20 protein-coding genes and 1 pseudogene are annotated in these 24,054 nt (G+C 66.7%); 9 read left to right on the top strand and 12 right to left on the bottom strand.

Annotated features, from left to right (window positions below; all coding sequences use genetic code 11):
- Position 1: 1 nt before the first annotated feature.
- From C3F42_RS15720 to tssA, 12 genes are all read right to left on the bottom strand, one after another.
- On the bottom strand, positions 2–436 hold the full coding sequence (locus C3F42_RS15720) for a DcrB-related protein (protein ID WP_104444622.1): 435 nt from the start codon (positions 434–436) through the stop codon (positions 2–4).
- A 12-nt stretch (positions 437–448) separates the two neighbouring features.
- A complete protein-coding gene (locus C3F42_RS15715; protein ID WP_104444621.1) occupies positions 449–2,386 on the bottom strand; it encodes a type VI secretion system Vgr family protein in 1,938 nt (645 codons plus the stop codon).
- An 11-nt stretch (positions 2,387–2,397) separates the two neighbouring features.
- Positions 2,398–5,073, bottom strand: a complete 2,676-nt coding sequence (gene tssH, locus C3F42_RS15710; RefSeq protein ID WP_104444620.1) for a type VI secretion system ATPase TssH — start codon at positions 5,071–5,073, stop codon at positions 2,398–2,400.
- The gene (tssG, locus tag C3F42_RS15705) at positions 5,066–6,115 is read right to left on the bottom strand and encodes a type VI secretion system baseplate subunit TssG (protein ID WP_038707645.1); all 1,050 of its coding nucleotides are present in this window, start codon (positions 6,113–6,115) and stop codon (positions 5,066–5,068) included. Before tssG ends, tssH begins: the two co-directional genes overlap by 8 nt.
- On the bottom strand, positions 6,079–7,941 hold the full coding sequence (gene tssF, locus C3F42_RS15700; RefSeq protein ID WP_104444619.1) for a type VI secretion system baseplate subunit TssF: 1,863 nt from the start codon (positions 7,939–7,941) through the stop codon (positions 6,079–6,081). Before tssF ends, tssG begins: the two co-directional genes overlap by 37 nt.
- Positions 7,938–8,453, bottom strand: a complete 516-nt coding sequence (gene tssE, locus C3F42_RS15695; RefSeq protein WP_038707176.1) for a type VI secretion system baseplate subunit TssE — start codon at positions 8,451–8,453, stop codon at positions 7,938–7,940. Before tssE ends, tssF begins: the two co-directional genes overlap by 4 nt.
- Positions 8,447–8,860, bottom strand: coding sequence for a hypothetical protein (locus C3F42_RS15690; RefSeq protein WP_104444618.1), 414 nt, complete (start codon positions 8,858–8,860; stop codon positions 8,447–8,449). The genes tssE and C3F42_RS15690 overlap by 7 nt, the downstream gene beginning before the upstream one ends.
- Positions 8,857–9,291, bottom strand: a complete 435-nt coding sequence (locus tag C3F42_RS15685) for a type VI secretion system amidase effector protein Tae4 (RefSeq protein WP_023632509.1) — start codon at positions 9,289–9,291, stop codon at positions 8,857–8,859. Before C3F42_RS15685 ends, C3F42_RS15690 begins: the two co-directional genes overlap by 4 nt.
- A 75-nt stretch (positions 9,292–9,366) precedes the next feature.
- A complete protein-coding gene (locus C3F42_RS15680; RefSeq protein ID WP_023632508.1) occupies positions 9,367–9,855 on the bottom strand; it encodes a type VI secretion system tube protein Hcp in 489 nt (162 codons plus the stop codon).
- 90 nt (positions 9,856–9,945) lie between these two features.
- A complete protein-coding gene (tssC, locus tag C3F42_RS15675) occupies positions 9,946–11,439 on the bottom strand; it encodes a type VI secretion system contractile sheath large subunit (RefSeq protein WP_023632507.1) in 1,494 nt (497 codons plus the stop codon).
- Between the two features lie 11 nt (positions 11,440–11,450).
- Positions 11,451–11,966 (bottom strand): type VI secretion system contractile sheath small subunit, encoded by a 516-nt coding sequence (gene tssB / locus C3F42_RS15670; RefSeq protein WP_023632506.1) that lies wholly within the window; start codon positions 11,964–11,966, stop codon positions 11,451–11,453.
- A 72-nt stretch (positions 11,967–12,038) separates the two neighbouring features.
- Positions 12,039–13,079, bottom strand: a complete 1,041-nt coding sequence (gene tssA / locus C3F42_RS15665) for a type VI secretion system protein TssA (protein WP_104444617.1) — start codon at positions 13,077–13,079, stop codon at positions 12,039–12,041.
- Between the two features lie 396 nt (positions 13,080–13,475).
- Between tssA and tagH (C3F42_RS15660) the strand changes: the two are divergent.
- The 9 genes and pseudogenes from tagH (C3F42_RS15660) to C3F42_RS15620 form a co-directional block, all read left to right on the top strand.
- Positions 13,476–13,787: pseudogene (tagH, locus tag C3F42_RS15660) on the top strand (type VI secretion system-associated FHA domain protein TagH); the annotation flags it as partial.
- A 53-nt stretch (positions 13,788–13,840) separates the two neighbouring features.
- Positions 13,841–14,869 (top strand): IS30 family transposase, encoded by a 1,029-nt coding sequence (locus tag C3F42_RS15655; protein WP_100774681.1) that lies wholly within the window; start codon positions 13,841–13,843, stop codon positions 14,867–14,869.
- Positions 14,844–15,959 carry a type VI secretion system-associated FHA domain protein TagH gene (gene tagH, locus C3F42_RS15650; protein WP_104444616.1) on the top strand — a complete coding sequence of 372 codons (1,116 nt, stop codon included), beginning with the start codon at positions 14,844–14,846 and terminating at the stop codon, positions 15,957–15,959. The genes C3F42_RS15655 and tagH (C3F42_RS15650) overlap by 26 nt, the downstream gene beginning before the upstream one ends.
- A 49-nt stretch (positions 15,960–16,008) precedes the next feature.
- Positions 16,009–16,503 (top strand): type VI secretion system lipoprotein TssJ, encoded by a 495-nt coding sequence (gene tssJ / locus C3F42_RS15645; RefSeq protein ID WP_094011582.1) that lies wholly within the window; start codon positions 16,009–16,011, stop codon positions 16,501–16,503.
- Positions 16,504–16,518: 15 nt separating this feature from the next.
- Complete coding sequence (tssK, locus tag C3F42_RS15640) at positions 16,519–17,853, top strand: type VI secretion system baseplate subunit TssK (protein ID WP_094011581.1); 1,335 nt, start codon at positions 16,519–16,521, stop codon at positions 17,851–17,853.
- Positions 17,854–17,859: 6 nt separating this feature from the next.
- Positions 17,860–19,176 (top strand): DotU family type VI secretion system protein, encoded by a 1,317-nt coding sequence (locus C3F42_RS15635; protein WP_104444615.1) that lies wholly within the window; start codon positions 17,860–17,862, stop codon positions 19,174–19,176.
- Positions 19,173–22,679 carry a type VI secretion system membrane subunit TssM gene (gene tssM / locus C3F42_RS15630; RefSeq protein ID WP_104444614.1) on the top strand — a complete coding sequence of 1,169 codons (3,507 nt, stop codon included), beginning with the start codon at positions 19,173–19,175 and terminating at the stop codon, positions 22,677–22,679. Before C3F42_RS15635 ends, tssM begins: the two co-directional genes overlap by 4 nt.
- Positions 22,676–23,332 carry a type VI secretion system-associated protein TagF gene (gene tagF, locus C3F42_RS15625; RefSeq protein ID WP_104444613.1) on the top strand — a complete coding sequence of 219 codons (657 nt, stop codon included), beginning with the start codon at positions 22,676–22,678 and terminating at the stop codon, positions 23,330–23,332. The genes tssM and tagF overlap by 4 nt, the downstream gene beginning before the upstream one ends.
- Positions 23,329–24,048 (top strand): PP2C family serine/threonine-protein phosphatase, encoded by a 720-nt coding sequence (locus C3F42_RS15620; protein ID WP_023633199.1) that lies wholly within the window; start codon positions 23,329–23,331, stop codon positions 24,046–24,048. The genes tagF and C3F42_RS15620 overlap by 4 nt, the downstream gene beginning before the upstream one ends.
- The last annotated feature ends 6 nt before the right edge of the window (positions 24,049–24,054 follow it).

The following is a 24,054-nucleotide window of genomic DNA, read 5'->3' as shown; positions in this document are numbered from 1 at the left end:
GTCAGCCCAGGTTGTCGAAATCGAGGGACTGCTTGAGCGCCGCCCAGTGCGTCGCCTCCGTCTCGCCCAGGGGGGTGGGTTTGACATAGCTGAGGGCGAACATCTTGCGCGTGCCCGGCAGCACCAGCGCCAGCTGGTACTGGTAGACCTTTTCCTGGCCCTTGCTGAACTGGCTGCTCAGCTCGATCGCCTCGATCGGCTGCGCCGCGCCCACCTGGGTGGCGCGGGCCGGCTGGAACTGCAGGTCCTTGACCTGTTGCTGCAGGCGCTGCAACTGGCCGTCAAAGTTGCTCTGCAGCGTCTCGCCCTCTTCGAGCAGGCTGCGGCTGACGATCAGCGAGGTGCCCAGGGCTTCGAAGCGCAGGATGTTGATGCTGGTGTCGCGTACCTGCGCATCGGGCAGGGCGAAGCGGAATTCGTTGAGGCGGTAGCTCATGGTTTGGTCTCGTTACTTGCCGGTACCGGGGAAGAGGGCCTTCACCGCACCGTCGATGGCCGTTTTAACGCCCTGGTTGTTCGGGCCGGTCTGCGCGCCGCTGCCCACGTTCAGGTCAAGGGTGCCGCCAGTGTTGATCTCGGCGTCGGCGTTGGCGTGGAAGCTGAACTGCTCGCAGCTGATGTTGATCTGCCCGCTGGCGTTGAGCTCGATCACGCTCTTGCCGCAGACCAGGCGCAGATTCTCGCCGACTTCGATCAGGTAGCTGGTGCTGACACTGTCGGTCTTGCTCGCGCCGACCAGCAGCATGTCGTCGCGGCGCACGGCGCGGATGCGGTCCTGGCCGATGGTGATGGTCTCGAGCATGCCGACGGTCTGGGTGCGGTTGATGCCCACCGACAGCGTCTCGCTATGCTCGACCACGGTGTCCATGTTGCGTTCGGCATGCATGTACAGCTGCTCGGCGCCCTTCTTGTCCTCCATGCGGATTTCATTGAAGTTGGCCGGGCTGCCGCCCTTGCTCGAACGGCTCTTCATCCCGCTTTGGGTGGCGCCGCCGGGCAGGTCGTAGGGCACGGTCTGTTCGGCGTTGTACACCCGCCCGGTGATGATCGGCCGGTCGGGGTCGCCTTCGAGGAAGCTGACGATCACCTCCTGGCCGATGCGCGGCACCTGGATCGAACCCCAGTTCTTACCGGCCGTGGCCTGGGACACGCGGATCCAGCACGAGCTGTTCTCGTTGGACTGGTCGTGGCGGTCCCAGTGGAAGTGCACCTTGACCCGGCCGTACTGGTCGGTCCAGATCTCCTCGCCGGCCGGGCCGACCACCACGGCGGTCTGCGGCCCCTTGACGATCGGGCGCAGCGAGCTGCTCACCGGGCGATAGCTCTGCTGCGCGTCGATGCAGCTCAGGTTGCTCTCGAACTGCGCCGCACCGCTGCCCCCACCGCTTTCCAGGCGTTCCTGGTGCACGTAGTAGCGGGCGGCGACGATCAGGTACTCGCGGTTCTGGTCCTGACGGCTGAAGTTGCTCAGGCTGAAAAGATGGCCGCTGCCCAGGCCCCGGGCGTTGCCACGCAGCTCGACGCGCTCGTGCAGGCTTTGCAGCGATTCCAGGCGGGTGCGGGCGTAGTGCTCGCCATCCTGGGTCTGTTCATAGGCACCGGGGTAGTCGTACAGCGGGTAGTCGCCGGCCTGGTGCGGCCGGGGCATCGCCGAACGCACGTCGATGCGCGCGCTGGGGCGCTGGAAGTCGTAGTCGTTGAGCTCCAGCGAGCCCGGCTGGACTTCCTGGGCCAGGTGCCAGTCATTGATATGGTCGCGCTCGCGGTGCTGGCCGTCCGGTGGGTAGTAGGGCACGGTCTCGTAGCCGGGGGCCTTCTGGTGCGCGCCATAGGCGTCTGCGAGCACCAGCACGTGGCGCTCCTGCTCGTGGCGGAAGAAGTAGTAGATGCCTTCTTCTTCCATCAGGCGGCTGACGAAGTCGAAGCTGGTCTCGCGGTACTGCACGCAGTACTCGCGCTCGCGGTAGTTGCGGCTGAGCAGGTCCTCGAAATCCGAGAAGCCCAGGTCGCGAAACACCTGCTTGATGATCTGCGGCGCGCTCAGGTGCTGGAAGATCCGGCAGTCGCTGGTGCGCGTCAGCAACCACAGCCAGGGGCGCAGGGTGACGCGGTAGCTGGCGAACTGGCCCTGGTCCACCGACTGGCTGCAGCGGGCGACGATGCCGTGGAAGTGCCGCGATGTGCCGACGCTCTGCTGCACGCTCAGGCTCATCGGTTTGCCCAGCAGCTGGTTGAGGTCGATGGCGGGGTCGTCGCTGGTCAGCTGCAGCTCATAGTCGAACAGGCGGCCAAGCTCCTCGCTGCCGCCCATCTCGGCAAGGATCAGCTTGTCCGGCCCCAGGGGGCTGTTGATCTGCGCCAGGCGCGTGAACTGCTTGAACAGCATGGTCGGTCCTGTCAGTCGGCGGCGCCGAAGTCATAGTGCAAGTCGTTGTCGCGACGGCTGATGCTGACGCTGGCCAGCGGCTTGCCTTCGAGCAGGCGCGTGAGGAACTCGCGGCTCATGTCCGGCAGCAGGCCGTTGGTGAGGATGGCGTCGATCATGCGGCCACCGCTTTCGGTCTCGGTGCAGCGCGAGACAATCAGCTCGACCACCTCGTCGTCGTAGGCGAAGCCGACCTTGTGGGTACCTTCCACGCGCTTGCGAATGCGCTCCAGCTGCAGGCGGGTGATGGCCTTGAGCATGGTGTCGCTGAGCGGGTAGTAGGGGATGGTCACCAGGCGGCCGAGCAGCGCCGGCGGGAAGATCTCCAGCAGCGGCTTGCGCAGCGAGGTGGCCACGGCCTCGGGGTCGGGCAGGGCCTGCGGGTCCTTGCAGGTGTTGGCGATCAGCTCGGTGCCGGCGTTGGTGGTGAGCAGGATCAGGGTATTGCGGAAGTCGATCTGGCGGCCTTCGCCGTCTTCCATCACGCCCTTGTCGAATACCTGGAAGAAAATCTCGTGCACGTCGGGGTGGGCTTTTTCCACCTCGTCCAGCAACACCACACTGTACGGGCGGCGGCGCACGGCCTCGGTCAGCACGCCGCCTTCGCCGTAGCCGACGTAGCCGGGTGGCGCGCCCTTGAGGGTCGAGACGGTATGGGCTTCCTGGAATTCGCTCATGTTGATGGTGATCAGGTTCTGTTCACCGCCGTACATGGCCTCGGCCAGGGCCAGGGCGGTCTCGGTCTTGCCCACGCCGGAGGTGCCGGCGAGCATGAACACGCCGATCGGCTTGTTCGGGTTGTCCAGGCCTGCGCGGGAGGTCTGGATGCGCTTGGCGATCATCTTCAGCGCGTGATCCTGACCGATGATGCGCTTGGCCAGGTGCGAGTCGAGGTTGAGCACGGTCTCGATTTCGTTGCGCGCCATGCGCCCCACCGGGATACCGGTCCAGTCGGCGACCACCGAGGCCACTGCCTGGTAGTCCACGGTTGGCAGGATCAGCGGGCTCTCGCCTTGCAGCTGGCTCAGGCGCTGCTGCAGGTCGACGAGTTTTTCGCGCAGCTCATGGCTGCCCTGCACGTCCACTTCCTGATCGACCACGCCGACCTGTTCACGCAGTTGCGCACGGGTGGCCAGCAGCTCGTCGACCATGGCTTTCTCCTCGGCCCAACGGCTTTCCAGGGCGGCCAGGCGCTCGCGCTCCTCGGCCAGCAGGCTGTCGGCCTGGGCCTGACGTTGCCCGGTGTTGACACCGATGGCGGCTTCGCGGGCGATGATCTGCAGCTCGACTTCCAGCGCCTCGATGCGCCGACGGCTGTCGTCCACCTCGGCCGGCACTGCGTGCAGGCTGATGGCCACGCGGGCGCAGGCGGTGTCGAGCAGGCTCACCGACTTGTCGGGCAGCTGGCGCGCCGGAATGTAGCGGTGCGACAGCTTCACGGCGGCTTCCAGCGCTTCGTCGAGGATCTGTACCTGGTGGTGCTTCTCCATGGTCGAGGCCACGCCGCGCATCATCAGCAGCGCCTTGGCTTCGCTCGGCTCGTCCACCTGGACGACCTGGAAGCGCCGGGTCAGCGCCGGGTCCTTCTCGATATGCTTCTTGTACTCGGCCCAGGTGGTCGCCGCCACGGTGCGCAGGCTGCCACGAGCAAGGGCCGGCTTGAGCAGGTTGGCGGCATCGCCCGTGCCGGCCGCGCCGCCAGCGCCGACCAGTGTGTGGGCTTCGTCGATGAACAGGATGATCGGCTTGGGCGAAGCCTGCACGTCTTCGATGACCTGGCGTAGGCGCTGCTCGAACTCGCCCTTCATGCTGGCGCCGGCCTGCAGCAGGCCGACATCCAGGCTGCGCAGTTCGACGTCTTTCAAGGCCGGCGGCACATCGCCGGCGACGATGCGCAGGGCGAAGCCTTCGACCACGGCGGTCTTGCCGACGCCGGCCTCGCCGGTGAGGATCGGGTTGTTCTGGCGGCGGCGCATGAGGATGTCCACCAGTTGGCGAATTTCCTCATCACGGCCGACGATGGGGTCGAGCTTGCCGCTGCGCGCCTGTTCGGTGAGGTCGACGGTGAAGCGCTTGAGTGCCTCCTGCTTGCCCATCGCCGCTGGCGCCACCGCGCCGCTGGCTTCGCCCGGGGCGGCAGCGCTGAAGCCGTCGCTGGCAGCCAGGTTGTTTTCCGGCGAGTCGCCGACGTACTCGTCGAAGCGCTCGCTCAGGGCCTCGACCTTCAGCTTGGCGAATTCGCTGGACAGCCCCAGCAGGGCGTTGCGCAGGCTCGGGGTCTTGAGGATGCCGACCAGCAGGTAGCCGGTGCGCACCTGGCTTTCGCCGAACATCAGGCTGCCGTACACCCAGCCGCGCTCGACGGCTTCCTCGACCTGGGAGGACAGGTCGGTGATCGACGTCGAACCCCGCGGCAGGCGGTCCAGGGCGTCGGTCAGGTCGCGGGCCAGGCGCGCCGACTCGACGTTGAACTGGCGGATGATGCGGTGCAGGTCGCTGTCCTGCAGCTGCAGCAGCTGGTGCAGCCAGTGCGCCAATTCGACATAGGGGTTGCCCCGCAGCTTGCAGAACACCGTGGCGGCCTCGATGGCCTTGTAGGCGACACTGTTGAGTTTGCCGAACAGCGCGGCGCGGCTGATTTCACCCATGGTCCTGACTCCTTGTTGGCGGGGCGTTGACCGGCCGCTCGGCGTAGTACCGGGCAAGCTTCAGGTCGTTGGCATCGTGCGACGGCCGGCCGAGCCAGGTATCGAACCCCAGGCGTTGGCCGGCATTGAGTTGCAGCGCGGGCACCTGGCCCTGCGCGAGAATGAGGTTGAGGTCCCAGTCCAGTTCCTGGCCCAGGTACTCGGCGACCCACGCGGCCAGCTCGACGAACGCCTGCCCGCCGGGGAGCAGGGCGTGGTACTGGTCGAGGGTCAGCGGGCCCAGGCACAGGCGGAACTTGTGCTGGCGGTCCCAGACGTAGCGGCCCAGGCACAGGTCGACACCCAGGCGGTTGGCGCGCACGCCGAGCTGGCTGCGTTCAGGCAGCTCCAGCCACTGGCCGACGTATTCCTCGAGCTTCACCGGCACGCCGAAGTAGCTGGCCAGGATGCTGCACAGGCCATCCGGGTAGCGGGTCTGCGCCGCCAGGTGGCCGGACCAGTGCAGCTTGGCGGTATCGGCCAGCGGCCCCTGGCCTTGCAGCTCCGGTTGACCGCGGCCGCTGAGGGCGGCCAGGCGCGCGGCCCAGTAATCGTCGCCCGGGCGGTCATGGCTGACGGTCGGCCGGGCCTCGGCCCAGGCGCGATAGAACAGGCTCAGCAGGCGGTGGTGGAAGACATCGAGGAAGCGCTTGCTGGTCGGGTCGGCGTGGTTGCGCTGGCGCTCGCGCATGTACTCGGTCAGGTGCAGCGGTAGCGGGCCGTTGGGACCGCCGAGGCCGAAGAAGAACTGCTCCAGGCGCGCTGGCTGGTCGTCGTTGGCCGTGACCGAGGCCAGCGTCGCCGGGGCGAAGCCGCAGTCCAGGCGCTGGCCCAGGCGCACCGGTTCGTCGGCCAGGCGCAGCGAGTGGCCGAAGCGGGGCAGCTCGGGGTTCTCCGCCTCGAGGCGACGCAGCGCCTGGAAGAAATCGTATTCCCAGGGCTCGGCCTGCATGGCCTGTAGCGTGTTCACAGGTTCGGCCTGCGCCCGGGCTTGGCTTTCCAGCGCATGATCTCGCCTCTTTCGCTGGTGCGCAGCACGGTTTCGGTGAAGCTGTTGATCGACACATAGCGGGTCAGGAAGCGCTCGAACACCGCGCCCAGCAGGAACACACCGGTGCCGCGGAAGGCGTTCTCGTCGAACGTCAGGGTGATCTCCAGGCCACGGCCGAAGACGATCGGCCCGGGCATCGGCAGGCGCCGCGTGCAGGGTTTGCAGCTGACTTCGCGCAGGCCGTCGATCTGCAGCTGCAGGGCGCTGTCCTGCTGGTCGCCGTACAGGCGCAGCAGCTCGCGCAGGGCGGCGGCGCCCTGGCCTTGCTCGGCCAGTGACAGGTAGTTCAGCGACAACTGGCTGATCAGGCGCCAGGCCCGGTTGTCGTGGGCGTGGCTGGCCTTCGGTCGGCTGGGGCCGGCCAGGCAGCGCACGGCGGATACCGGTGCGCTGTCGGCCAGGCTGAAGTCGCTGCGCCCGTCGCCGACATTCATGAACAGCGGCAGGTCGCGGTTGCTGCACAGCGCGCTGATGCCCAGCTGGCGCAGGTCATGGCGGTACGGCGCCTGGTTGCCATCGACCAGGCTGACGAAGGTCTCGCTGCCCATGTAGCTGGAGCGCGTACCGTTGCGCCGCTGCTCGCTGGAGAGCACGCGCGGTTCGCGGCGCACCAGGTAGTACGCCTGGTCACGGCCATAGCGCGACGGGTCGCGCACCGCGTAGAACGGCAGGAATTCCTGGTCCGGCCCGGTACCGTGGCCGGTGACCCGCTGCAGTGAGTGGATCTCGAAATCGGTGGGCCGGGTACGGTCGGCGATCACATGGTGCTCGTGGACCCGGTCGGTCAGGTGGATGCGATCCACCCGGCGCGGGAACAGGTTGATCGCCGGGGTGCAGAACGGCACGAACTGGGCGGGGCCCACGCTGCTTTCCAGCGCGGCGTCGATACGGTCGAACAGCACCAGCAGCTCCAGCTCCTGGCCGTCGCAGCGCTTGACCGCGCGCTCCAGCCCGGCGAAGTCGACGAACAGATAGCGCTGGGGCAGGGCGAAATACTCCTGCAACAGGCGATAGCCCTGGAAGGCCTGCGGCACCACCGGCAACGCTGCTTCGCGGTCATCGAAGCCACAGGGCAGCAAGGCGTCCTCGACCGGGATGCGTTCGACCCAGTCGGCGCCCGGCTGGCGCACGAACACCGCGCAGGCGCTGCCCAGCAGTTGTTCGTACAGGCGGAACGGGGTTTCGTCGGCACCGTTGAGGTACAGCGGCAAGTGCGTCAGCGGCAGGCTGGAGAACGGAATCTCGGCGCCGCTGCGCAGGGTCAGGCGCAGTCCGGCGCGGGCTTTCGGTTCGCTGGCGGCCAGGCGCCCGAGCACAGCCCCGGGGTTGCCGAAGTACTCGGCCCGGGCAACCTGCAACGGCCACAGGGTGACGTCCTGGGTGCTGCGAAATTCGCAGGGCGTCTGCGAATTGCGCCCAAGATTGGCGCGCAGGACGCTGTCACGGGGTAGCTGGAATCCGGCGGCCAGCGAGCCTTCGTCGGGATCGGTCTGCAGTTGCACCACGGTCATCGATGGCGTCGGCGCCAGGTAGTGCGGGTAGGCGATTTCCAGCAGGTTGTGGGTGAAGGTCGGGTACTCGGCGTCGAGCTTGAGCTGCACCCGCGCGGTGAGGTAGGCGAAACCTTCGAGCAGGCGCTCGACGTATGGGTCGGCGCACTCGATCCCGGACAGCGTCAGGCGCCCGGCGATCTTCGGGTATTCCTTGGCGAACTCCGCGGCACCCTCGCGGATGTGCTGCAGTTCCTGGTTATACAGCTCGAGCAGCCGCGGGTTCATGCGCGCCTCCGGCGGTCGGCGGGGGCCACGCGCACGTGCCCGGATTCCAGGTCGACGTCGGTCTGCAGCAGCAGCGGCAGGGCTGCAGGCTGGGCCCACAGGTCGCCTTCGATCTCGAAGCTCAGGGCGTTGGCGTTCATCTCGCCGGGCGCGGCCTGGGCGCGTACCTTCAGGGTATGGGCGAGGATGCGCGGCTCGTAGGTGGCGATGGCCTGGTGGATGATGCGTTCGAGCGCGTTGAGGTCGATGTTCGACGCGCTGTTGCCGGCCAATGCCGGCAACCCGTAGTTGATTACCGAGGCGCCGGCCGGGGAGTTCAGCGTGGCGCCGGTGTCGAGCAGCGACGTGGTGTTGAGCAGCCAGGCCAGGTCGCGCAGTACCGAGGCCTTGAGCTGCTGCAGGCTGAGCACGCGCTTGTCGGGGGCTTCCTGTGGGTTGCCCGGGTCATCGTCGGTCAGGCGATCCAGCAGCGAAGGCTGCAGGCGGTCGCGGGTGGCGATTTCGGCTACCACTGGAACATCCCTGTGAACATTTTCTGGTCTTCGAAACCGGTGTCGCACGAGGCGCTCGGCGCCGGCGTTGAGGCTTCCAGCAGGCCGGCCTGGGTCAGGCGCACGGCGCGCGAGGTCTTCAGGCATTCGCCCTTGAGCGTCGGGTGTGGCTGCACATGGGTCACCAGCACGATTGGCGTGCCATTGAACTGCTCGACCCGGGCCTTGCCGGCGCGGTCCGGGCTCAGGCCGCAGGGCCATTGCATGTCCAGCGCCAGGCGCTGTTCGCCGCGATCGAGCACACACTGGCCGGCATTCTCGCTCAGCGTCACGGTCTGCCCGCCCAGGTTGGCCTGGTTCAGCAGTTCGGCGTCGGCGCAAGCGCTCAAGGCCAACAGCAGGGCGCCGGCCAGGGCAGCGCGGGTCATGTGAGCTCCCAGAACCAGACTTGCTTCGACTGGTAGTTGTGGTCGGAGAAACCTTTGGTCAGGCCGCGGTTCCACAGGTCGATATGGTCGCCCGTGCGGTTCTCCTGGCTCTGCCCGGTGCGGGCGAAGCAGTCTCTGTAGAAGATGATCCCGGTCTTGGCCTTGAGCGCTTCGCGGGCCTGGGCGGTACCGGCAATCTTCAGCGGGTAGAACAATCGTGTCTCCAGCCAGTTGGCCAGGGATTCGGCGCCACGGGCATGCTCGTGGGCGCACTTGGGTTCGGTATAGGTCGATTTGTTGACCTTGAGGCTCATCTCGCCGTTGAGCGCGATGCTCATGCGGATGGCGCACTGGTTGTCCCACGGGCCGTCGCAGGGCGAGGACACGCTCGGGTAGGCATTCCACAGGTTGATGAAAGAAGGCTTGGCCATTATGTTCACCGTGAGCGGGTGACGCGTGGGGAGGTGCGCCCGCGCCGCGCCCAGGCGCGGCACGGGCGCGGTCGATCAGATCTTGACGTTCGAGCGGATGTTCCAGCCGTACTTGATCGGGCCGCCTTCCTTGGTGCCGTCGGCTTTCTGCGGCTGGTAGTCGACGGTGACCTTGGCGAAGTTCAGGGTCACGTTCTCGGTCAGGCGGTCGTCGCTGCCCGAACCGCCGGTGCTCAGCGAGCTGATGATCACCTCTTCGAGGTTGATGATCAGGTACTCGACCTGGCTTTCACCGCCGGCCTTGCGCACCGTCAGCTTGACCTTGTCGATGTGCTTGCCGCTGGAGCAGTGAGCCATCAGGTTGGGGCTGGACTTGTCGATGTACTTGGTGATCGACAGGTCCTGGATGTTGACCTTGCCCGAACCGCCGCCGCTGCCCAGGTGCATGTTGCCGGACTGGGACATGCCCCAGCTCCAGTTCAGCACGTCGATTTCGTCCTTGTGGGCCTTGTCGTGGGACTCGCCCTTGATGTCGCCGATCTTGATGAAAATATCTACAGCCATGATGTCCTCGGGATTTCGCGTCGGTTAGCGGTGGTATTGGCTGATCGCGGGGCCCGCCCCCACTGTGGGCGCGGGCGGGCCCCGCGATGATCAGGCCCCTTTGGCCGAAGGCAGCTTCGACACCAGGCGCAGCGACACGGTCAGCCCTTCGAGCTGGTAGTGCGGGCGCAGGTAGAAGCGCGAGTTGTAGTAACCCGGGTTGCCTTCGACTTCCTCGACCACCACTTCGGCGGCCGCCAGCGGGTGCTGGGCCTTGGTGGTCTCGGTGGAGTGCGCCGGGTCGCCATCGACGTAGTTGAGGATCCAGTCCTGCAGCCAGCGCTGCATCTCGTCCTTTTCCTTGAACGAGCCGATCTTGTCGCGAACGATGCACTTCAGGTAATGGGCGAAGCGGCAGGTGGCGAACAGGTACGGCAGGCGCGCGGCCAGGTTGGCGTTGGCGGTGGCGTCCGGATCATCGTACTCGGCCGGTTTCTGCAGCGACTGCGCGCCGATGAAGGCGGCAAAGTCGGTGTTCTTCTTGTGCAGCAGTGGCATGAAGCCGTTCTTGGCCAGTTCCGCCTCGCGGCGGTCGGAAATGGCGATCTCGGTCGGGCACTTCATGTCCACGCCACCGTCGTCGGTGGGGAAGGTGTGCGCCGGCAGGCCTTCGACTTCACCGCCCGACTCCACGCCGCGGATGCGCGAGCACCAGCCGTAGTGCTTGAACGAACGGTTGATGTTCACGGCCATGGCGTAGGCGGCGTTGGCCCAGGTGTACTTGCTGCTGTCGGCGCCGTCGGTGTCTTCCTCGAAGGCGAAGGCCTCCACCGGGTCGGTCTTGGCGCCGTAGGGCAGGCGCGCCAGGAAGCGCGGCATGGTCAGGCCGATGTAGCGCGAGTCTTCCGATTCGCGCAGCGAGCGCCAGCCGGCGTATTCCGGGGTGGTGAAGATCTTGGTCAGGTCGCGCGGGTTGCTCAGTTCCTGCCACGAGCCCATGCCCATCACCGTCGGCGAGGCGGCGGAGATGAACGGCGCGTGCATCGAGGCGCAGACCTTGGACACTTCGCCGAGCAGCTCGACGTCGGGCGGCGACTGGTCGAAGTAGTAGTCGCCCACCAGGCAGCCGTACGGCTCGCCGCCGAACTGGCCGTATTCCTCTTCGTAGAGCTTCTTGAACACCGGGCTCTGGTCCCAGGCGGTGCCCTTGAACTTCTTCAGGGTCTTGTGCAGGTCGGTCTTCGAGATGTTGAGCACGCGGATCTTCAGCTGCTCGTCGCTCTCGGTGTTGTTGACCAGGTAGTGCAGGCCACGCCAGGCGCTTTCCAGTTTCTGGAAGTCATCGTGGTGGATGATCTGGTTGACCTGGGCGGTGAGCTTGGCGTCGATGGCGGCGATGATCTGCTCGATCGAGCCGATGGCATCGTTGGACACCAGGCTGGTCTGCGCCAGGGCCTGCTCGGCGAGGGTGCGCACGGCGCTCTCGACGGCTTCCTTGGCCCGCTCGGTCTTGGGCTTGAACTCCTGCAGCAGCAGGCTGGCGAACTCGCTCGGGTCCTGGGTGGCCGCCTGCGGGGCCTGGCTGTCGCGCAACGGATCGTTCATGGTCGGTCTCCTCAGGCCTTCGGCTCGGTGTCGGCGGGTTTCGGCGCGCTGGCCAGGGCCTGCAGCAGGGCCGGGTCCTTGATGGCCTTGAGGATGATGTCCTCGGCACCGGTCTTGCCGTCCATGTAGGTCAGCAGGTTGGCCAGCTGGGTACGGGCCTCGAGCAGCTGGTTCAGCGCGTCGACCTTGCGTGCCACGGCGGCGGGGCTGAAGTCGTCCATGCTCTCGAAGGTGATGTCCAGGCTCAGGTTGCCTTCACCAGTCAGCTCGTTGGGCACGTTGAACGCCACGCGGGGCTTCATGGCCTTGAGGCGCGAGTCGAAGTTGTCGACGTCGATCTCCAGGAACTTGCGGTCGGCCACCGCCGGCAGTGGCTCGGCGGGCTTGCCGGCGAGGTCCGAGAGCACGCCCATGACAAAGGGCAGCTGGACCTTCTTCTCGGCGCCGTACAGCTCGACGTCATATTCGATCTGCACCCGCGGCGCACGGTTGCGCGCGATGAACTTCTGGGAGCTGTCTTTCGCCACGTTGTTCCTCCTGGTCGCCGGTACGGCGGCGTTGCTTGTTGCGGGCGTCGGTGTTGATGCGGTGTCGAGGCGTCAGTTGTCGCCTTCGGGGCCGCGCAGGTTCTCGAATTGCGACAGACCCTCGGGGATCAGGTCGCGGACGATGGTCGCGAAATCGGCGTTGACCAGGTTCTTCGCCCGGCGCAGCAGCACCGGCAACGGGCTCGAGGGCTCGTGGCGGGCGTAGTACTGGAGCAGGCGTTCGAGGCTCTGCAGCACGTCGTCGCGGCTGTTCACTTCGCCGGGCCGCGCCGTCGGGCGGGGGGCGGCGGCGCTGGCAACGGGTTGCCGGTCGTCATCGCTGCTGCTGGCGGGTTGCTCTTCGCTGCTGCCCGAAGGCGGCGCTGCGCCTTCCGGGCTGTAGTCGGCCAGCACTTGCTGGACCTGGCGCAGCGGCTGGCGCAACGCAGACAGATCGACGCCGCTGGACGAGCCGACCTGGTCATTGACCCGGCTCTCGATGACGTCAAGGGCGTCGCGGGCCAGTTGCAGCGCCTGGCGGCACTGTTCGAGCTGCTCGGGGTCGGCATCGCGCAGGGCGGCGGCCAGTTCCTCGGCGCTCAGCTGTTCGCTGGCGAAGTGCTGCACACCGGCCGCATGCAGGGCGGCGCGCAGGGTCACCGGGCCGAACGCCCGGGAGCGCACCAGCACGGCGTCGCGCAGCAGGCCGATGTTGGTGTCGCAGGTAAGGCCGGCCAGGGCATTGATGCGTACGGTAGGGTCGTTGTCGTCGGCGGCGTCCAGCTGCGGGTGCAGGTGCAGCCAGTACTCGCCGAGCAGGTCGCGGATCAGCTCGAGGCTGGCGGCCAGGCCCGGCAGGCCGTGCAGGGCCAGGTTGGCCTGGACCAGGAAGTGGGTGATGCGCAGGTCCTTGCTGCGTTGCAGCAGGTCGGTGCAGGACTGTTCGATGGAACGCCACTGCGGCGGTTCGGCTGCTTGCACGGCATCGCCCATCACGCGCTCGGGGCGGCCCTGGGCATCGCGTTCCAGTTGCAGGAAATCGGCGTCGTATTCGAGGTCGTCGCCGCACGGGAAGTCTGCGGAAACAGCGGCGAGCAGCTGCGGTGAGTTCACCAGAAATCGATCTCCATATCGGCCCTTGGCGAGGGCTTCGTATGCGCCAAGTTACAAATGTGAATTGGCGCACAAACTTGTCAAAGAATGCGAAGTTGATATCACGGTGATATCACTTTGGCACTCTTAAGTTGCGCATTTATGGTTTATTTCCAAATTGCTGTCAAGGTAAGCTACGCGCCGCGCAAGGCGACTGTGAACCAGTTGGCAACCCTTGGCGTCCATTGGTCAGGTGCCATCAAAGTGCCTTGCCGATAGGGTTTAATACGACCTTCCGGGAAGCGTGTTTTGGCATCGGGCCCTTGATTTCAAAGGGTCTGGTCGAAATGCCAGGTCGGGCTCGTTTATCCACTCAAATGGATAGATGAGTGTTTCATATATATGCAAGGAGGCATGATGGCACTTTGCCTGACCATTACCAGTTATCACAAGATCACCCCGGGCCAGTGCCCGGAGAAGTTGCTGGAAAACGGTGCCATCAGCGTCGGTCGGGCTGCGGATAATGATTGGGTACTTCCCGATCCGGAACGCCTTGTTTCTTCGAAACATTGTGTGATCCAGTTCAAGGATGGTCGCTACTATTTGACCGATAACAGCACCAATGGCGTGGAGTTGGTGCATGCCGGTATTCGCCTGCGTCGCGGTAACAGTGAGCCGTTGATGGACGGCGAAGTTATTCGAATTGGCGATTACGAGATCCAGGCACGGCGGCGGCAAAAACTGAGTGCAACACCTGACCTTTCCGGTACGGTGCTGCCACTATGTCTTATACCGAACTCAGCGTTGAAGAGCGCGCCACCATTCAAATCGGTCGTACTCAAGGCTTCAGCCTGCGTAGGATTGCCTGCTTGATCAACCGATCCCCTTCGACCATCAGCCGGGAGCTGCGCCGCAATCGAGATGTCTGTGGCGGCTACTCGGCCCACGCGGCCCAGCAGCAGATGCAGGCTCGCCGCCAGGTGTGTCGACCGAAGCGAAAGCTGTTGCCGGGTGGTGAGCGCTTCGAGTTGGTGGCGCATATGCTCCGTGAGCGTTTGTCTCCCGAGCAGATTGCCGGCAAGCTGCGCAGCATGAACATTCCCAGCCTCAGAGATGCCTACGTCTGTCGCGAGACGATCTATAACGCGATCTATGCCCTGCCGGTCGGTGAACTGCGCAAGGAGCTGATCATCTGCCTGCGGCAAAGCAAGACGACACGCCGACCGCGCTCTGGTGGTGTGGATCGGCGCGGCCAGATCCCCGAGATGGTCAGTATTCATGTGCGCCCGCCGGAGATTGAAGACAGGCAGATGCCGGGGCATTGGGAAGGCGACCTCATCAAGGGTAAGGCCAACGCCTCGTCCGTCGGTACGCTGGTGGAACGCACCAGTGGCTACCTGATGCTGGTAAAGATGAACGACGCGACGGCGACTTCGGCGCTGGAAGGCTTCAGCGCCGCGCTCAATGGCATGCCGCTGGAGATGCGAAAGAGCATGACTTACGACCAGGGCCGGGAGATGGCGCGACACGCCGAGATCACCCAAAGAACCGGCGTGGCGATCTACTTCTGCGACCCGCACAGCCCTTGGCAGCGCGGTAGCAACGAAAACATCAATGGCCTGATCCGCCAGTACCTGCCCAAAGGCACAGACCTGTCGGTACACAGCCAGGAAGAACTGAATGCCATCGCACTGCAACTGAACATGCGTCCGCGTAAGCGCTTCGACTTCAAATGCCCAATCGAAGTTATGGGCGAGGTGATGCAGAAGGCCATGGCTATGCGGCATGATGCTCCAGTTTCAATTCAATGACCGTGTTGCACTCAGCTCCTGCAACCGCCCACGTATTGATTCCGGCCTGTCGATCCCGTTTGCCGGGCAGCCCGAGGCTCATAGTTTCGAGGCCTTGATGGCCAACCAGGGGGCCACCCCCAATGCGCCCATCGCCGGTGCGCCTGCCGCCTTCCTGCAGGGGGCGTCGAGCCACGACACCCTGCCGGATCTGTTCGATTTCCTCGGCCCTTCCAGCGTGCCGCCTGTCAGCCAGCCGGATCATGTCCCCGCGCAGCAGCATGATTTTCGACCACCCACGCCGGTGGCGCCGCCGCCCGCGCCGTTACCGGCAGCCACGCCCGGCGCGCCGGGCGTGATCCCAGATGACTGGAACCTGTTCGATGAAACCCCGGCACCTGTTCTCCAGCCCGCCCCGGTACTGGCGCCAGCACCGCCACCGCCGCTGCCGGAGCCGCTGACCCCGAGCGAGCCTGTTGTTCGGCCGCAGCCCGTCGTGACGGCTGCCGCGTCTGCTGACAGCGATGCGCTGCTCCAGGCTTTCCTGCGTGGCGCAGGCATCGAGCACCTGCGCATCGACGCCGTCGATGCCGCCGCGCAGATGGAGGCCATTGGCCGCAGCTACCGGCTCATGGTCGAGGGCCTGATCGATGTGTTGCGCGCGCGCAGCAGCCTGAAAGGCGAGTTCCGCATGCAGCAGACCACCATCGCCCCGGTACAGAACAACCCGCTGAAGTTCGCTCCCAATGCCGACGAAGCGCTGTTGTTGTTGCTGCGCGAGGGCAACCAGGCGTTCATGGCCCCCGACCAGGCGGTACGCGACAGCTTCGACGACCTGCGCGCCCACCAACTGGCGGTGATGGCAGGCATCGAGGCGGCGCTCAAGCACCTGCTCAAACGCTTCGAACCCGCCCGCCTGGAAGAGCGTCTGGCACCTGCCGCCGGGCTGGCCAAGCTGTTCGGCGGTTCGCGCCAGGCCCACTGCTGGCAGCAGTTCACCGAGCTCTACAGCCAGATTTCCCGAGAGGCCGAAGACGACTTCCAGGACCTGTTCGGCCGCGAGTTCAGCCGCGCCTACGAGGCCCACAGCCAACGCATTCAACGTTCCTGAGGCCAGCGCCCGGGATACAGGAAGAACACAAGACGTCATGAGGACGAGGATGAGTGCAACAAGACTGATCGCAGCCCTGGCCATGGTGCTGCTCAGTGCCTGCAGCAAGGACACGCCAAGCGAGCCTGCCCCCGAGGCGGCGCCCGCCACGGGAGTCACCCTGTACTTCAGCGCCGCCGCCGGGCTCAACCCCGGTGCCAGCGGCATGCCCGCGCCGGTACGGGTGCGCATCTACGAGCTGAAGAACAGCGCCGCCTTCGCCCGTGCCGACTATTTCGCCCTGGCCGAACGCGCCCAGGCCACCTTGGCCGCCGACCTGATCGATCAGGATGAAGTCCTGCTCCAGCCCGGCGAGCAGCTGCGCCTGGAGCGCCCGCTCGACCCGGCCACGCGCCAGGTCGGCCTGGTGGTCGGTTACCGCGAGGTCGACCGCGCCCAGTGGCGCAGCGTGCTGCCGGTACCGCCCCGTGACTATCAGATCAGCCTCGATGTGCGCGCCGTGCGCAGCGCCGTGGCCACCCCACAACCTGAGCCTGCCCGCTAGGCAATCGGAGAAAGCATGTCCTGGAACAATCGCGTGGTCTGGTCGGAAGGGATGTTCATCACCACCCAGCACTTCCAGCAGCACGACCGCTACCTGGAAAACTTCGTCGATGCCCGCAGCCGGCCGCTCAGTGCCGCCGCCTGGGGCTTTTCCGAACTGCTGATCGATCAGGGCCTGCTGGCCCAGGGCAAGCTGGCGATCCTCAGCGCCCGTGGCCTGCTGCCGGATGGCACGCCGTTCGATATTCCCCGTGACGACCTGCCGCCCGCGCCGCTGGAGATTCCCGACGACCTGCGCAACGGTGTGATCCACCTCGGTCTGCCGCTCAAGCGTGCCGGCGCCCGCGATACCGTCGACGACGGCGAGGTGCCTGACGGTGCGCGGTACGTCAGCCGCGTCAGCGAAGTGCGCGACGACAACGCCCCGTTCGAAAACCGCGCGCCGCTTGCCCTGGGCAGCCGTGCCCTGCGCCTGCTGCGCGCCGAGGATGGCCTGAGCGACTATGCCGCGTTGGGCGTGGTGCGTATCCGCGAGAAGCGTGCCGACCGCGCACTGGTGCTGGATGACAGCTACATCCCGCCGCTGCTCGATGTGGCCACCAGCAACCAGCTCTCGGGCTTTCGTGGCGAGCTGCTGGGCCTGCTGCACCAGCGCGGCGAAGCCTTGGCCGGGCGCGTGGTCGCCTCGGCCAATGGCGGCGCCTCGGAGATCGCCGACTTCATGCTGCTGCAACTGGTCAACCGCGCCCAGCCGCTGGTCGAGCACCTCAACCAGCTGACGCCGCTGCACCCCGAGCGGCTGTACAGCGAGCTGGTGGCCCTGGCCGGCGAGTTCGCCACCTTCACCCGCGATGGCCGCCGTCCGGAAAGCTACCCGGTGTACCAGCACGACGACCTGGCGGCGACCTTCGCCCCGGTAATGGCCGCGCTGCGCGAGGCGCTGTCGATGCTGATCGACAGCAAGGCCGTGGCCATCCCGCTGGTCGAGAAGGCCTACGGCATCCATGTCGGCATGCTCGCCGACCGCAGCCTGCTCGACAGCGCCAGCTTCGTGCTGGTGGTGCGCGCCGACGTGCCCAGCGAGACCCTGCGCAGCCGCTTTGGCCAGCAGAGCAAGATCGGCGCGGTGGAGCACATCCGCGACCTGGTCAACCTGCAACTGCCGGGCATCGGCCTGCTGCCGCTGCCGGTGGCGCCACGGCAGATTCCGTTCCACGCCGGTTCCACCTACTTCGAACTCGACCGGGGCAGCGAACACTGGAAGCAACTGCAGCATTCCGGTGGTTTTGCCTTCTACGTCGCTGGCGAGTTCCCCGGCCTGAACCTGGCCTTCTGGGCCATTCGAGGATAAGCCGCGATGCAATCGGACGATCCGCTCGCCAACGACCGCACCCAGTTCATGCCGCGCCCCGGTGGCCGTGGCCCGCAACCGGCCGCGCCGGGGCCTGCGCAAGCTGCGCCGCCGCCACCCCTGAACGTGCCGGCCGAACCGCTGGCGCCGGGCCAGGCGGCGGGCCTGAACCCGCTGGAGCAGGCGGCCGGTCCATTGTTGGCGCTGCTCACGCGCCTGCGCAACACCATCGCCCATCCGGCCCCGGCCAGCCTGCGTGCGCAACTGCTGGCCTACCTGCGCCAGTTCGAAGAGCGTGCCGAGGCCGCCGGGGTGCCGCGCAACGAGGTGCTGCTGGCGCGCTATGCCTTGTGCACCGCGCTCGACGAGGCGGTGCTGAGCACGCCCTGGGGCAGCGCCAGTGACTGGGGCAAGCAGAGCCTGCTGATCACCGTGCACAACGAGGCCTGGGGCGGCGAGAAGGTGTTCCAGCTGATGGAGCATTGCCTGCAGAGCCCGCGTGAACGCCTGCACCTGCTGGAGTTGCTGTACCTGTGCACCAGCCTGGGCTTCGAAGGCCGCTACCGGGTGATGAACGGTGGCCGCGCCCAGCTCGAGGCCCTGCGCGAACGCACCGCCGCGACCATCCGCAGCGCCCGTGGCGAGTTCGAGCGCGAGCTGTCGCCGCACTGGCGCGGTGTCACCGTGGCCCGCGATCGCCTGGCGCAGTTCGTGCCGCCCTGGGTCGGCCTGGCGGTGGCCCTGGCGTTGCTGCTGCTGGTGCTGTTCGGCCTGCGCCTGAAGCTGGCGGCCGACGCGGAGCCTGTGTTCCGCGGCATTCATGCCCTGGGCGAGATCCCGGTGCAGGCCATGGATCGTCCGGTGGTGCAGCCCAAGCCCGTGGAGCGTCCGCGCCTGGCCGGTTTCCTCGTCGAAGACATCAAGGCCGGCCGGGTCGCCGTGCAGGACGCGGTGGACCGTTCGGTGGTGACCATCCGTGGCGACGAACTGTTCGCCTCGGCCAGCGCCAGCATCAAGGGCGACTTCGAGCCGTTGATGCTGCGCATCGCCGAAGCCGTGGCGAAAGTGAAAGGCAACGTGAAAGTCACCGGCCACAGCGACAACCAGCGCATCGCCACGCTGCGCTTCCCGTCCAACTGGGCGTTGTCCCAGGCCCGCGCCGAAGAGGTGAAGAACCTCCTCGCCGCCCGCACCGGCCAGCCCGAGCGCTTTACCGCGCAGGGCCTGAGCGACACCGAACCGCTGGCGTCAAACGACAGCGCGCAAGGCCGGGCGAAGAATCGCCGGGTTGAAATCACCGTTCTGGCGGAGGGCGTCGAGTGAAGGCGTTTTTCAGTTTTGTCATTCGCTGGGTAGTTCCGCTGCTGGGCCTGCTGGCCCTGAGCCTGATCATCTGGTTCCTCGGCCCGCTGCTGGACATGCTGGTGCCTGCCGCTCCGCGCCTGGTGCTTATCGGCCTGTTGTTCGCGGTGTGGGTCGCCTACCGCGTGTGGCGCATCGTCCAGGCCCGCCGTCAGGCGGCCAAGGTCATGCAGAGCCTGGCCGCAGAAACCGCGGCGGACCCCGCCAGCGTGGCCACCGCTGAAGAGCTGGCGACCCTGCGCCAGCGCATGGACGAAGCCCTGGTGCTGCTGAAGAAGGCACGCCTGGGTGGCGACGAGCGACGCAACCTGTATGAACTGCCGTGGTACGTGATCATCGGCCCGCCCGGCTCGGGCAAGACCACGGCGCTGGTCAATTCCGGCCTGCACTTCCCGCTGGCGGCGCAGCTGGGCGAGGGCGCCATCCGTGGGGTTGGCGGTACGCGCAACTGCGACTGGTGGTTCACCGACCAGGCCGTGCTGCTGGACACCGCCGGCCGCTACACCACCCAGGACAGTCATGCCCAAGTGGACAAGGCGGCCTGGCTGGGCTTCCTCGACCTGCTCAAGAGCCAACGCTCACGCCGCCCCATCGACGGCGCGTTCATCGCCATCAGCCTGTCCGACCTGCTGCTGGGCAGCGATGCCGAGCGCGCTGCCCACGCGGCGGCGATCCGTACCCGCATCCAGGAGCTGTACAGCCAGCTGGGCGTGCGCTTCCCGATCTACCTGATGCTGACCAAGCTCGACCTGGTGCCGGGGTTCATGGAGTTCTTCGACACCCTGAGCAAGGAAGAACGCGCCCAGGTTTGGGGCATGACCTTCCCGCTCGACGATGGCCAGCAGGGCGACGGGCCGCTGGCGCAGTTCGGCAATGAATTCGCCTTGCTGGAACAGCGCCTGAACCAACGCCTGGTCGAGCGCCTGCAGCAGGAGCGCGATCCGGCGCGGCGCGACCTGGTCTACGGCTTCGTCCAGCAGTTCGCCGCCTTGCGCGGCAACCTGAAAACCTTCCTCGACGGCATCTTCAAGCCCAACGCCTTCGAAGAGCGTGCGCTGCTGCGCGGTGTGTATTTCACCAGCGGTACCCAGGAAGGCAGCCCCATCGACCGCCTGATCGGCAGCATGGCCCAGAGCATGGGCCTGGACCGTGCCCATCTGGCACGACAGAACGGCACCGGGCGCAGCTACTTCATCGAGAAGCTGTTCAGCGCCGTGGCCTTCGCCGAGCGTGGCCTGGTTGGCAGCAACCCGAAGATCGAGCAGCGGCGCAAGTGGATCGCCCGTGGCGCCCTGGCCCTGAGCGTGGCCCTGGTGCTGGTGGTCGGTACCCTGTGGACACTGAGCTACCGCGCCAACCAGCAATACATCGCCGAGGTCGACAGCCGCCTCAAGCCGCTGGGCAAGAGCGTGCAGGAGCTGAGCCCGGCGCAGCGCAACGTGGTCGAGGTGCTGCCGCTGCTCAATGGCGTGCGCCGCCTGGCCGAGGATCCGCCCGGCTGGGCCGAGGGCCTGGGGCTGTACCAGGGCGACATGCTCGAAGGCGAGTCGGACAGCGTCTACCGCAAGCTGCTGATCGCCATCTTCGCCCCGCGCCTGGTCACCCGCATCGAGGAGCAGCTGTATGGCGGTGGTCCGTCCGACTACCTCTACGAGGGGCTCAAGGCCTACCTGATGCTGGCCGACGGCGAACACTATGACGCCGAGTTCATCAAGGCCTGGGTCACCCTCGACTGGGAGCGCAGCCTGCCGCGCGACCTGGCCCCGGATCTGCGCCAGGCCCTGGAGCAGCACCTGGCGGCGCTGTTCGACAAGCGTCCGCCGAACGCCCGCCTGGACCAGCGCCTGATCGACGATACCCGCCGCCAGCTGCAGCAACTGCCGGTGGCGCAACGGGTCTACGATCGGGTCAAGCGCCAGAAGCTGCCCGCCGGGGTCAGCGACTTCCGCGTCAGCGATGCCGCCGGGCGTGACGCCGCGCTGGTGTTCCGCTTCAAGGACGGCAAGCCGCTGAGCGAACCGCTGCCGGGCATCTTCACTGTCGAGGGCTACCGCAAGGCCTTCCTCGCCGCCAGCCTGGCCCACAGCGAGACCCTGGCCGAGGAGCGCTGGGTGCTGGGTCGCGAGGCCAGCGAATCGGCCGATGCCAAGCGCCTGGCCGACGATGTGCTGCAGCTGTACTACCAGGACTACATCCGCCATTGGGATGCCTTGCTGGCCGACCTGGACTTCGTGCCGATCACCAGCGTCGGCCAGGCCGCCGATGTGCTGCGGGTGTTGTCCGGGCCGACTTCGCCGATGAAGAAGCTGCTGCAGGCGGTCGCCAAGGAGACCAACCTGGAGCAGCCGACCACCCTCGACAAGGTCCAGGCCAAGGCTGAACAGGCGGGCGTCGATCAACTGCGCCAGCGCCTCGGCGGCCTGCTCGGCGATGCCCCGTTGCCCAGCGACAACCCGGCCGCCCGCGAGGTGGACCCGGTCACCGCGCACTTCGCTGAACTGGCCGCGCTGGTGGAAACCGGCGAAGGTCAGCCTGCGGCCATCGACGGCCTGCTTACCGACCTCAATGCCCTGTACGTTCAGGTCAGCGCCATGGTCGGCGCCAGTGGCGATGCGCTGCTGGGCGAGGCCAAGAACCAGGCCCAGGCCGCCGCGCAGCGGGTTGCCCTAGGGGCCGCGCGTCAGCCGAAGGTGGTGCAGAACCTGGTGAGCTCGGTGCTTGGCTCGACCCACAACCTGGTCATGGGCGGGGTGCGCAACCAGCTCAACGCCGCCTGGACCAGCGAGGTGGTGAACGTCTATCGCCAGTCCCTCAGCGGTCGCTATCCGTTGGTGGCCGGCAGCTCGCGGGATGCGACCCTGGAGGACTTCGGCCTGTTCTTCGGCGTCGGCGGGGTGATGGACAACTACTTCCGCAAGTACCTGCAACCCTACGTCAACACCTCCAGCACCCCCTGGAGCTGGCAGCCGGGCGCGGCGCAGAAGCTGGGGATCAACAGCAACGTGTTGTACACCTTCCAGCGTGCGGCGAGCATCCGCGACGCGTTCTTCCGCAACAGCAACGGCGTGCAGCCGGGAGTGCGCTTCGAGCTCAAGCCGGTGGCGATGGACGCGACCATCACCCAGTTCCTGCTCGACCTCGACGGCCAGCAGGTGAGCTACGACCACGGCCCGAGCCGGCCGGTGGCGTTGCAGTGGCCGAACCCCAACAGCATCGGCGTGGTGCGCCTGTCGATCTCGCCGCCCTCGGCCAGCGGTCGTTCGGGACTGACCGTGGAGGGGCCGTGGGCCTGGTTCCGCCTGCTCGACCAGTCCGACCTGGTGGCCGGTGGCTCGCCGGAGCGCTTCAACCTGCGCCTGCGCGTCGACGGCGCCAGCGTGTCCTACGAGCTGCGTGCCAGCAGCGCCTTCAACCCGTTCCGCAGCCGAGTGCTCAGCGGTTTCAGCCTGCCGGAGCATCTGTGAACGACGTGGGTTTCTACGGAAAGCTGGCCTGCCGCGGCGACTTTGTCAGCCGCGGCCTGCCGCACGGTTTCATCCAGCCCTGGGACCAGTGGCTGGCGGCGGGGCTCCAGGCGAGCCAGCAGGCCCTGGGCGAGCACTGGCTCGAGGCCTATCTGGTCAGCCCCTTGTGGCGTTTCGCCCTGGCGCCGGGGCTTTGCGGGCCAGAAGCGGTGGTCGGGGTGCTGATGCCGAGCATCGACCGGGTGGGGCGGTATTTCCCGCTGACCGTGGCCCAGGTGCTGGAGCCGGGTGAGCCGCTGGCGCCTGTGGTGGCCGGGGCCGAGGAATGGTTCGAGGCGGTCGAGGAGACCTTGCTGGCGACGCTTGAGCCGGGTGCTGCCTTTGAAGATTTCGAGGCTGCCTTGCAGCCTTTTTGCCGCGCGAGGCCGCTTGTGCAAGAGCCGCGTGCGACGCTGGGCGGGCTGCAGCGGTTGGATGCGATCACGCCGCAGGGGCGCGCCCTGGCCTTGGCCGAATGCGCCTGCGAAGGCATGAGCCTTTGGTGGGGCAGGGGTTCCGAACGGATCGCCCCGGGGCTGATGCGCTGCGCGGGATTGCCGCGTAGCGAGGATTTCGCCGGTTTTCTATTGGGTAGCGAGGCGCGGATCGGATGACCGGCATGCAGTACACAGCCGCCAGCTACAGCCATGTCGGCATGGTGCGCAAGATCAATGAGGACGCCTGCCTGGAGTTGACCTGGGCAGGCCTGTGGGCGGTGGCCGACGGCATGGGCGGTCATGCGGCGGGCGATTATGTCAGCAGCCTGGCGGTCGATAGCCTGCGCAGCCTGCCGAGGCTCGATTCCCTGGACGACTTTGCCGGCGAAGTGCGCGACGGCCTCGCCTGGGTCAACGGCATCGTGCGCGAGGAAACCGCGCGCCGTGGCGTGGCGATGATGGGCAGTACCGTGGTGGTGTTGGCCGCCCGAGGCGACCAGGCCATCGGCCTGTGGGCCGGCGACAGCCGCCTGTATCGCCTGCGCGACGGCCGTATCGAGCGCCTGAGCCACGACCACAGCTACGTCCAGGAGCTGCAGGACAGCGGCCTGCTCAACGAAGCCGAAGCCCGTGTGCATCCTCGCGGCAACATCGTCACCCGCGCCATCGGCGTCGAGGACCACCTCGAGCTGCAGGCCGTCGCCTTGCAGGTGCAGCCCGGCGACACCTACCTGTTGTGCAGCGACGGCCTGAACAAGACCGCCGAGGACCACGAGATCGCCGAGGTGCTCGGCCACGCCGATCCTTATGAGGTGGTGCGCAGCCTCGTACACCTGGGGCTGACCCGTGGCGCCCCCGACAACATCACCGCCGTCGTCGTGAAGGCCAGCTGAAGACAT

Source organism: Pseudomonas sp. PONIH3 (assembly GCF_002934345.1).
GTDB lineage: Bacteria > Pseudomonadota > Gammaproteobacteria > Pseudomonadales > Pseudomonadaceae > Aquipseudomonas > Aquipseudomonas soli.
This window is presented reverse-complemented; position numbering and strand designations above follow the sequence as displayed.

Excerpts from the sequence above, each read along its gene's own strand:
- C3F42_RS15720 (WP_104444622.1), bottom strand. The coding sequence starts at position 436 with ATGAGCTACCGCCTCAACGAATTCCGCTTCGCCCTGCCCGATGCGCAG.
- C3F42_RS15715 (WP_104444621.1), bottom strand. The coding sequence starts at position 2,386 with ATGCTGTTCAAGCAGTTCACGCGCCTGGCGCAGATCAACAGCCCCCTG.
- tssH (WP_104444620.1), bottom strand. The coding sequence starts at position 5,073 with ATGGGTGAAATCAGCCGCGCCGCGCTGTTCGGCAAACTCAACAGTGTC.
- tssF (WP_104444619.1), bottom strand. The coding sequence starts at position 7,941 with ATGAACCCGCGGCTGCTCGAGCTGTATAACCAGGAACTGCAGCACATC.
- C3F42_RS15690 (WP_104444618.1), bottom strand. The coding sequence starts at position 8,860 with ATGACCCGCGCTGCCCTGGCCGGCGCCCTGCTGTTGGCCTTGAGCGCT.
- C3F42_RS15685 (WP_023632509.1), bottom strand. The coding sequence starts at position 9,291 with ATGGCCAAGCCTTCTTTCATCAACCTGTGGAATGCCTACCCGAGCGTG.
- C3F42_RS15680 (WP_023632508.1), bottom strand. The coding sequence starts at position 9,855 with ATGGCTGTAGATATTTTCATCAAGATCGGCGACATCAAGGGCGAGTCC.
- tssC (WP_023632507.1), bottom strand. The coding sequence starts at position 11,439 with ATGAACGATCCGTTGCGCGACAGCCAGGCCCCGCAGGCGGCCACCCAG.
- C3F42_RS15655 (WP_100774681.1), top strand. The coding sequence starts at position 13,841 with ATGTCTTATACCGAACTCAGCGTTGAAGAGCGCGCCACCATTCAAATC.
- tagH (WP_104444616.1), top strand. The coding sequence starts at position 14,844 with ATGATGCTCCAGTTTCAATTCAATGACCGTGTTGCACTCAGCTCCTGC.
- tssJ (WP_094011582.1), top strand. The coding sequence starts at position 16,009 with ATGAGTGCAACAAGACTGATCGCAGCCCTGGCCATGGTGCTGCTCAGT.
- tssK (WP_094011581.1), top strand. The coding sequence starts at position 16,519 with ATGTCCTGGAACAATCGCGTGGTCTGGTCGGAAGGGATGTTCATCACC.
- C3F42_RS15635 (WP_104444615.1), top strand. The coding sequence starts at position 17,860 with ATGCAATCGGACGATCCGCTCGCCAACGACCGCACCCAGTTCATGCCG.
- C3F42_RS15620 (WP_023633199.1), top strand. The coding sequence starts at position 23,329 with ATGACCGGCATGCAGTACACAGCCGCCAGCTACAGCCATGTCGGCATG.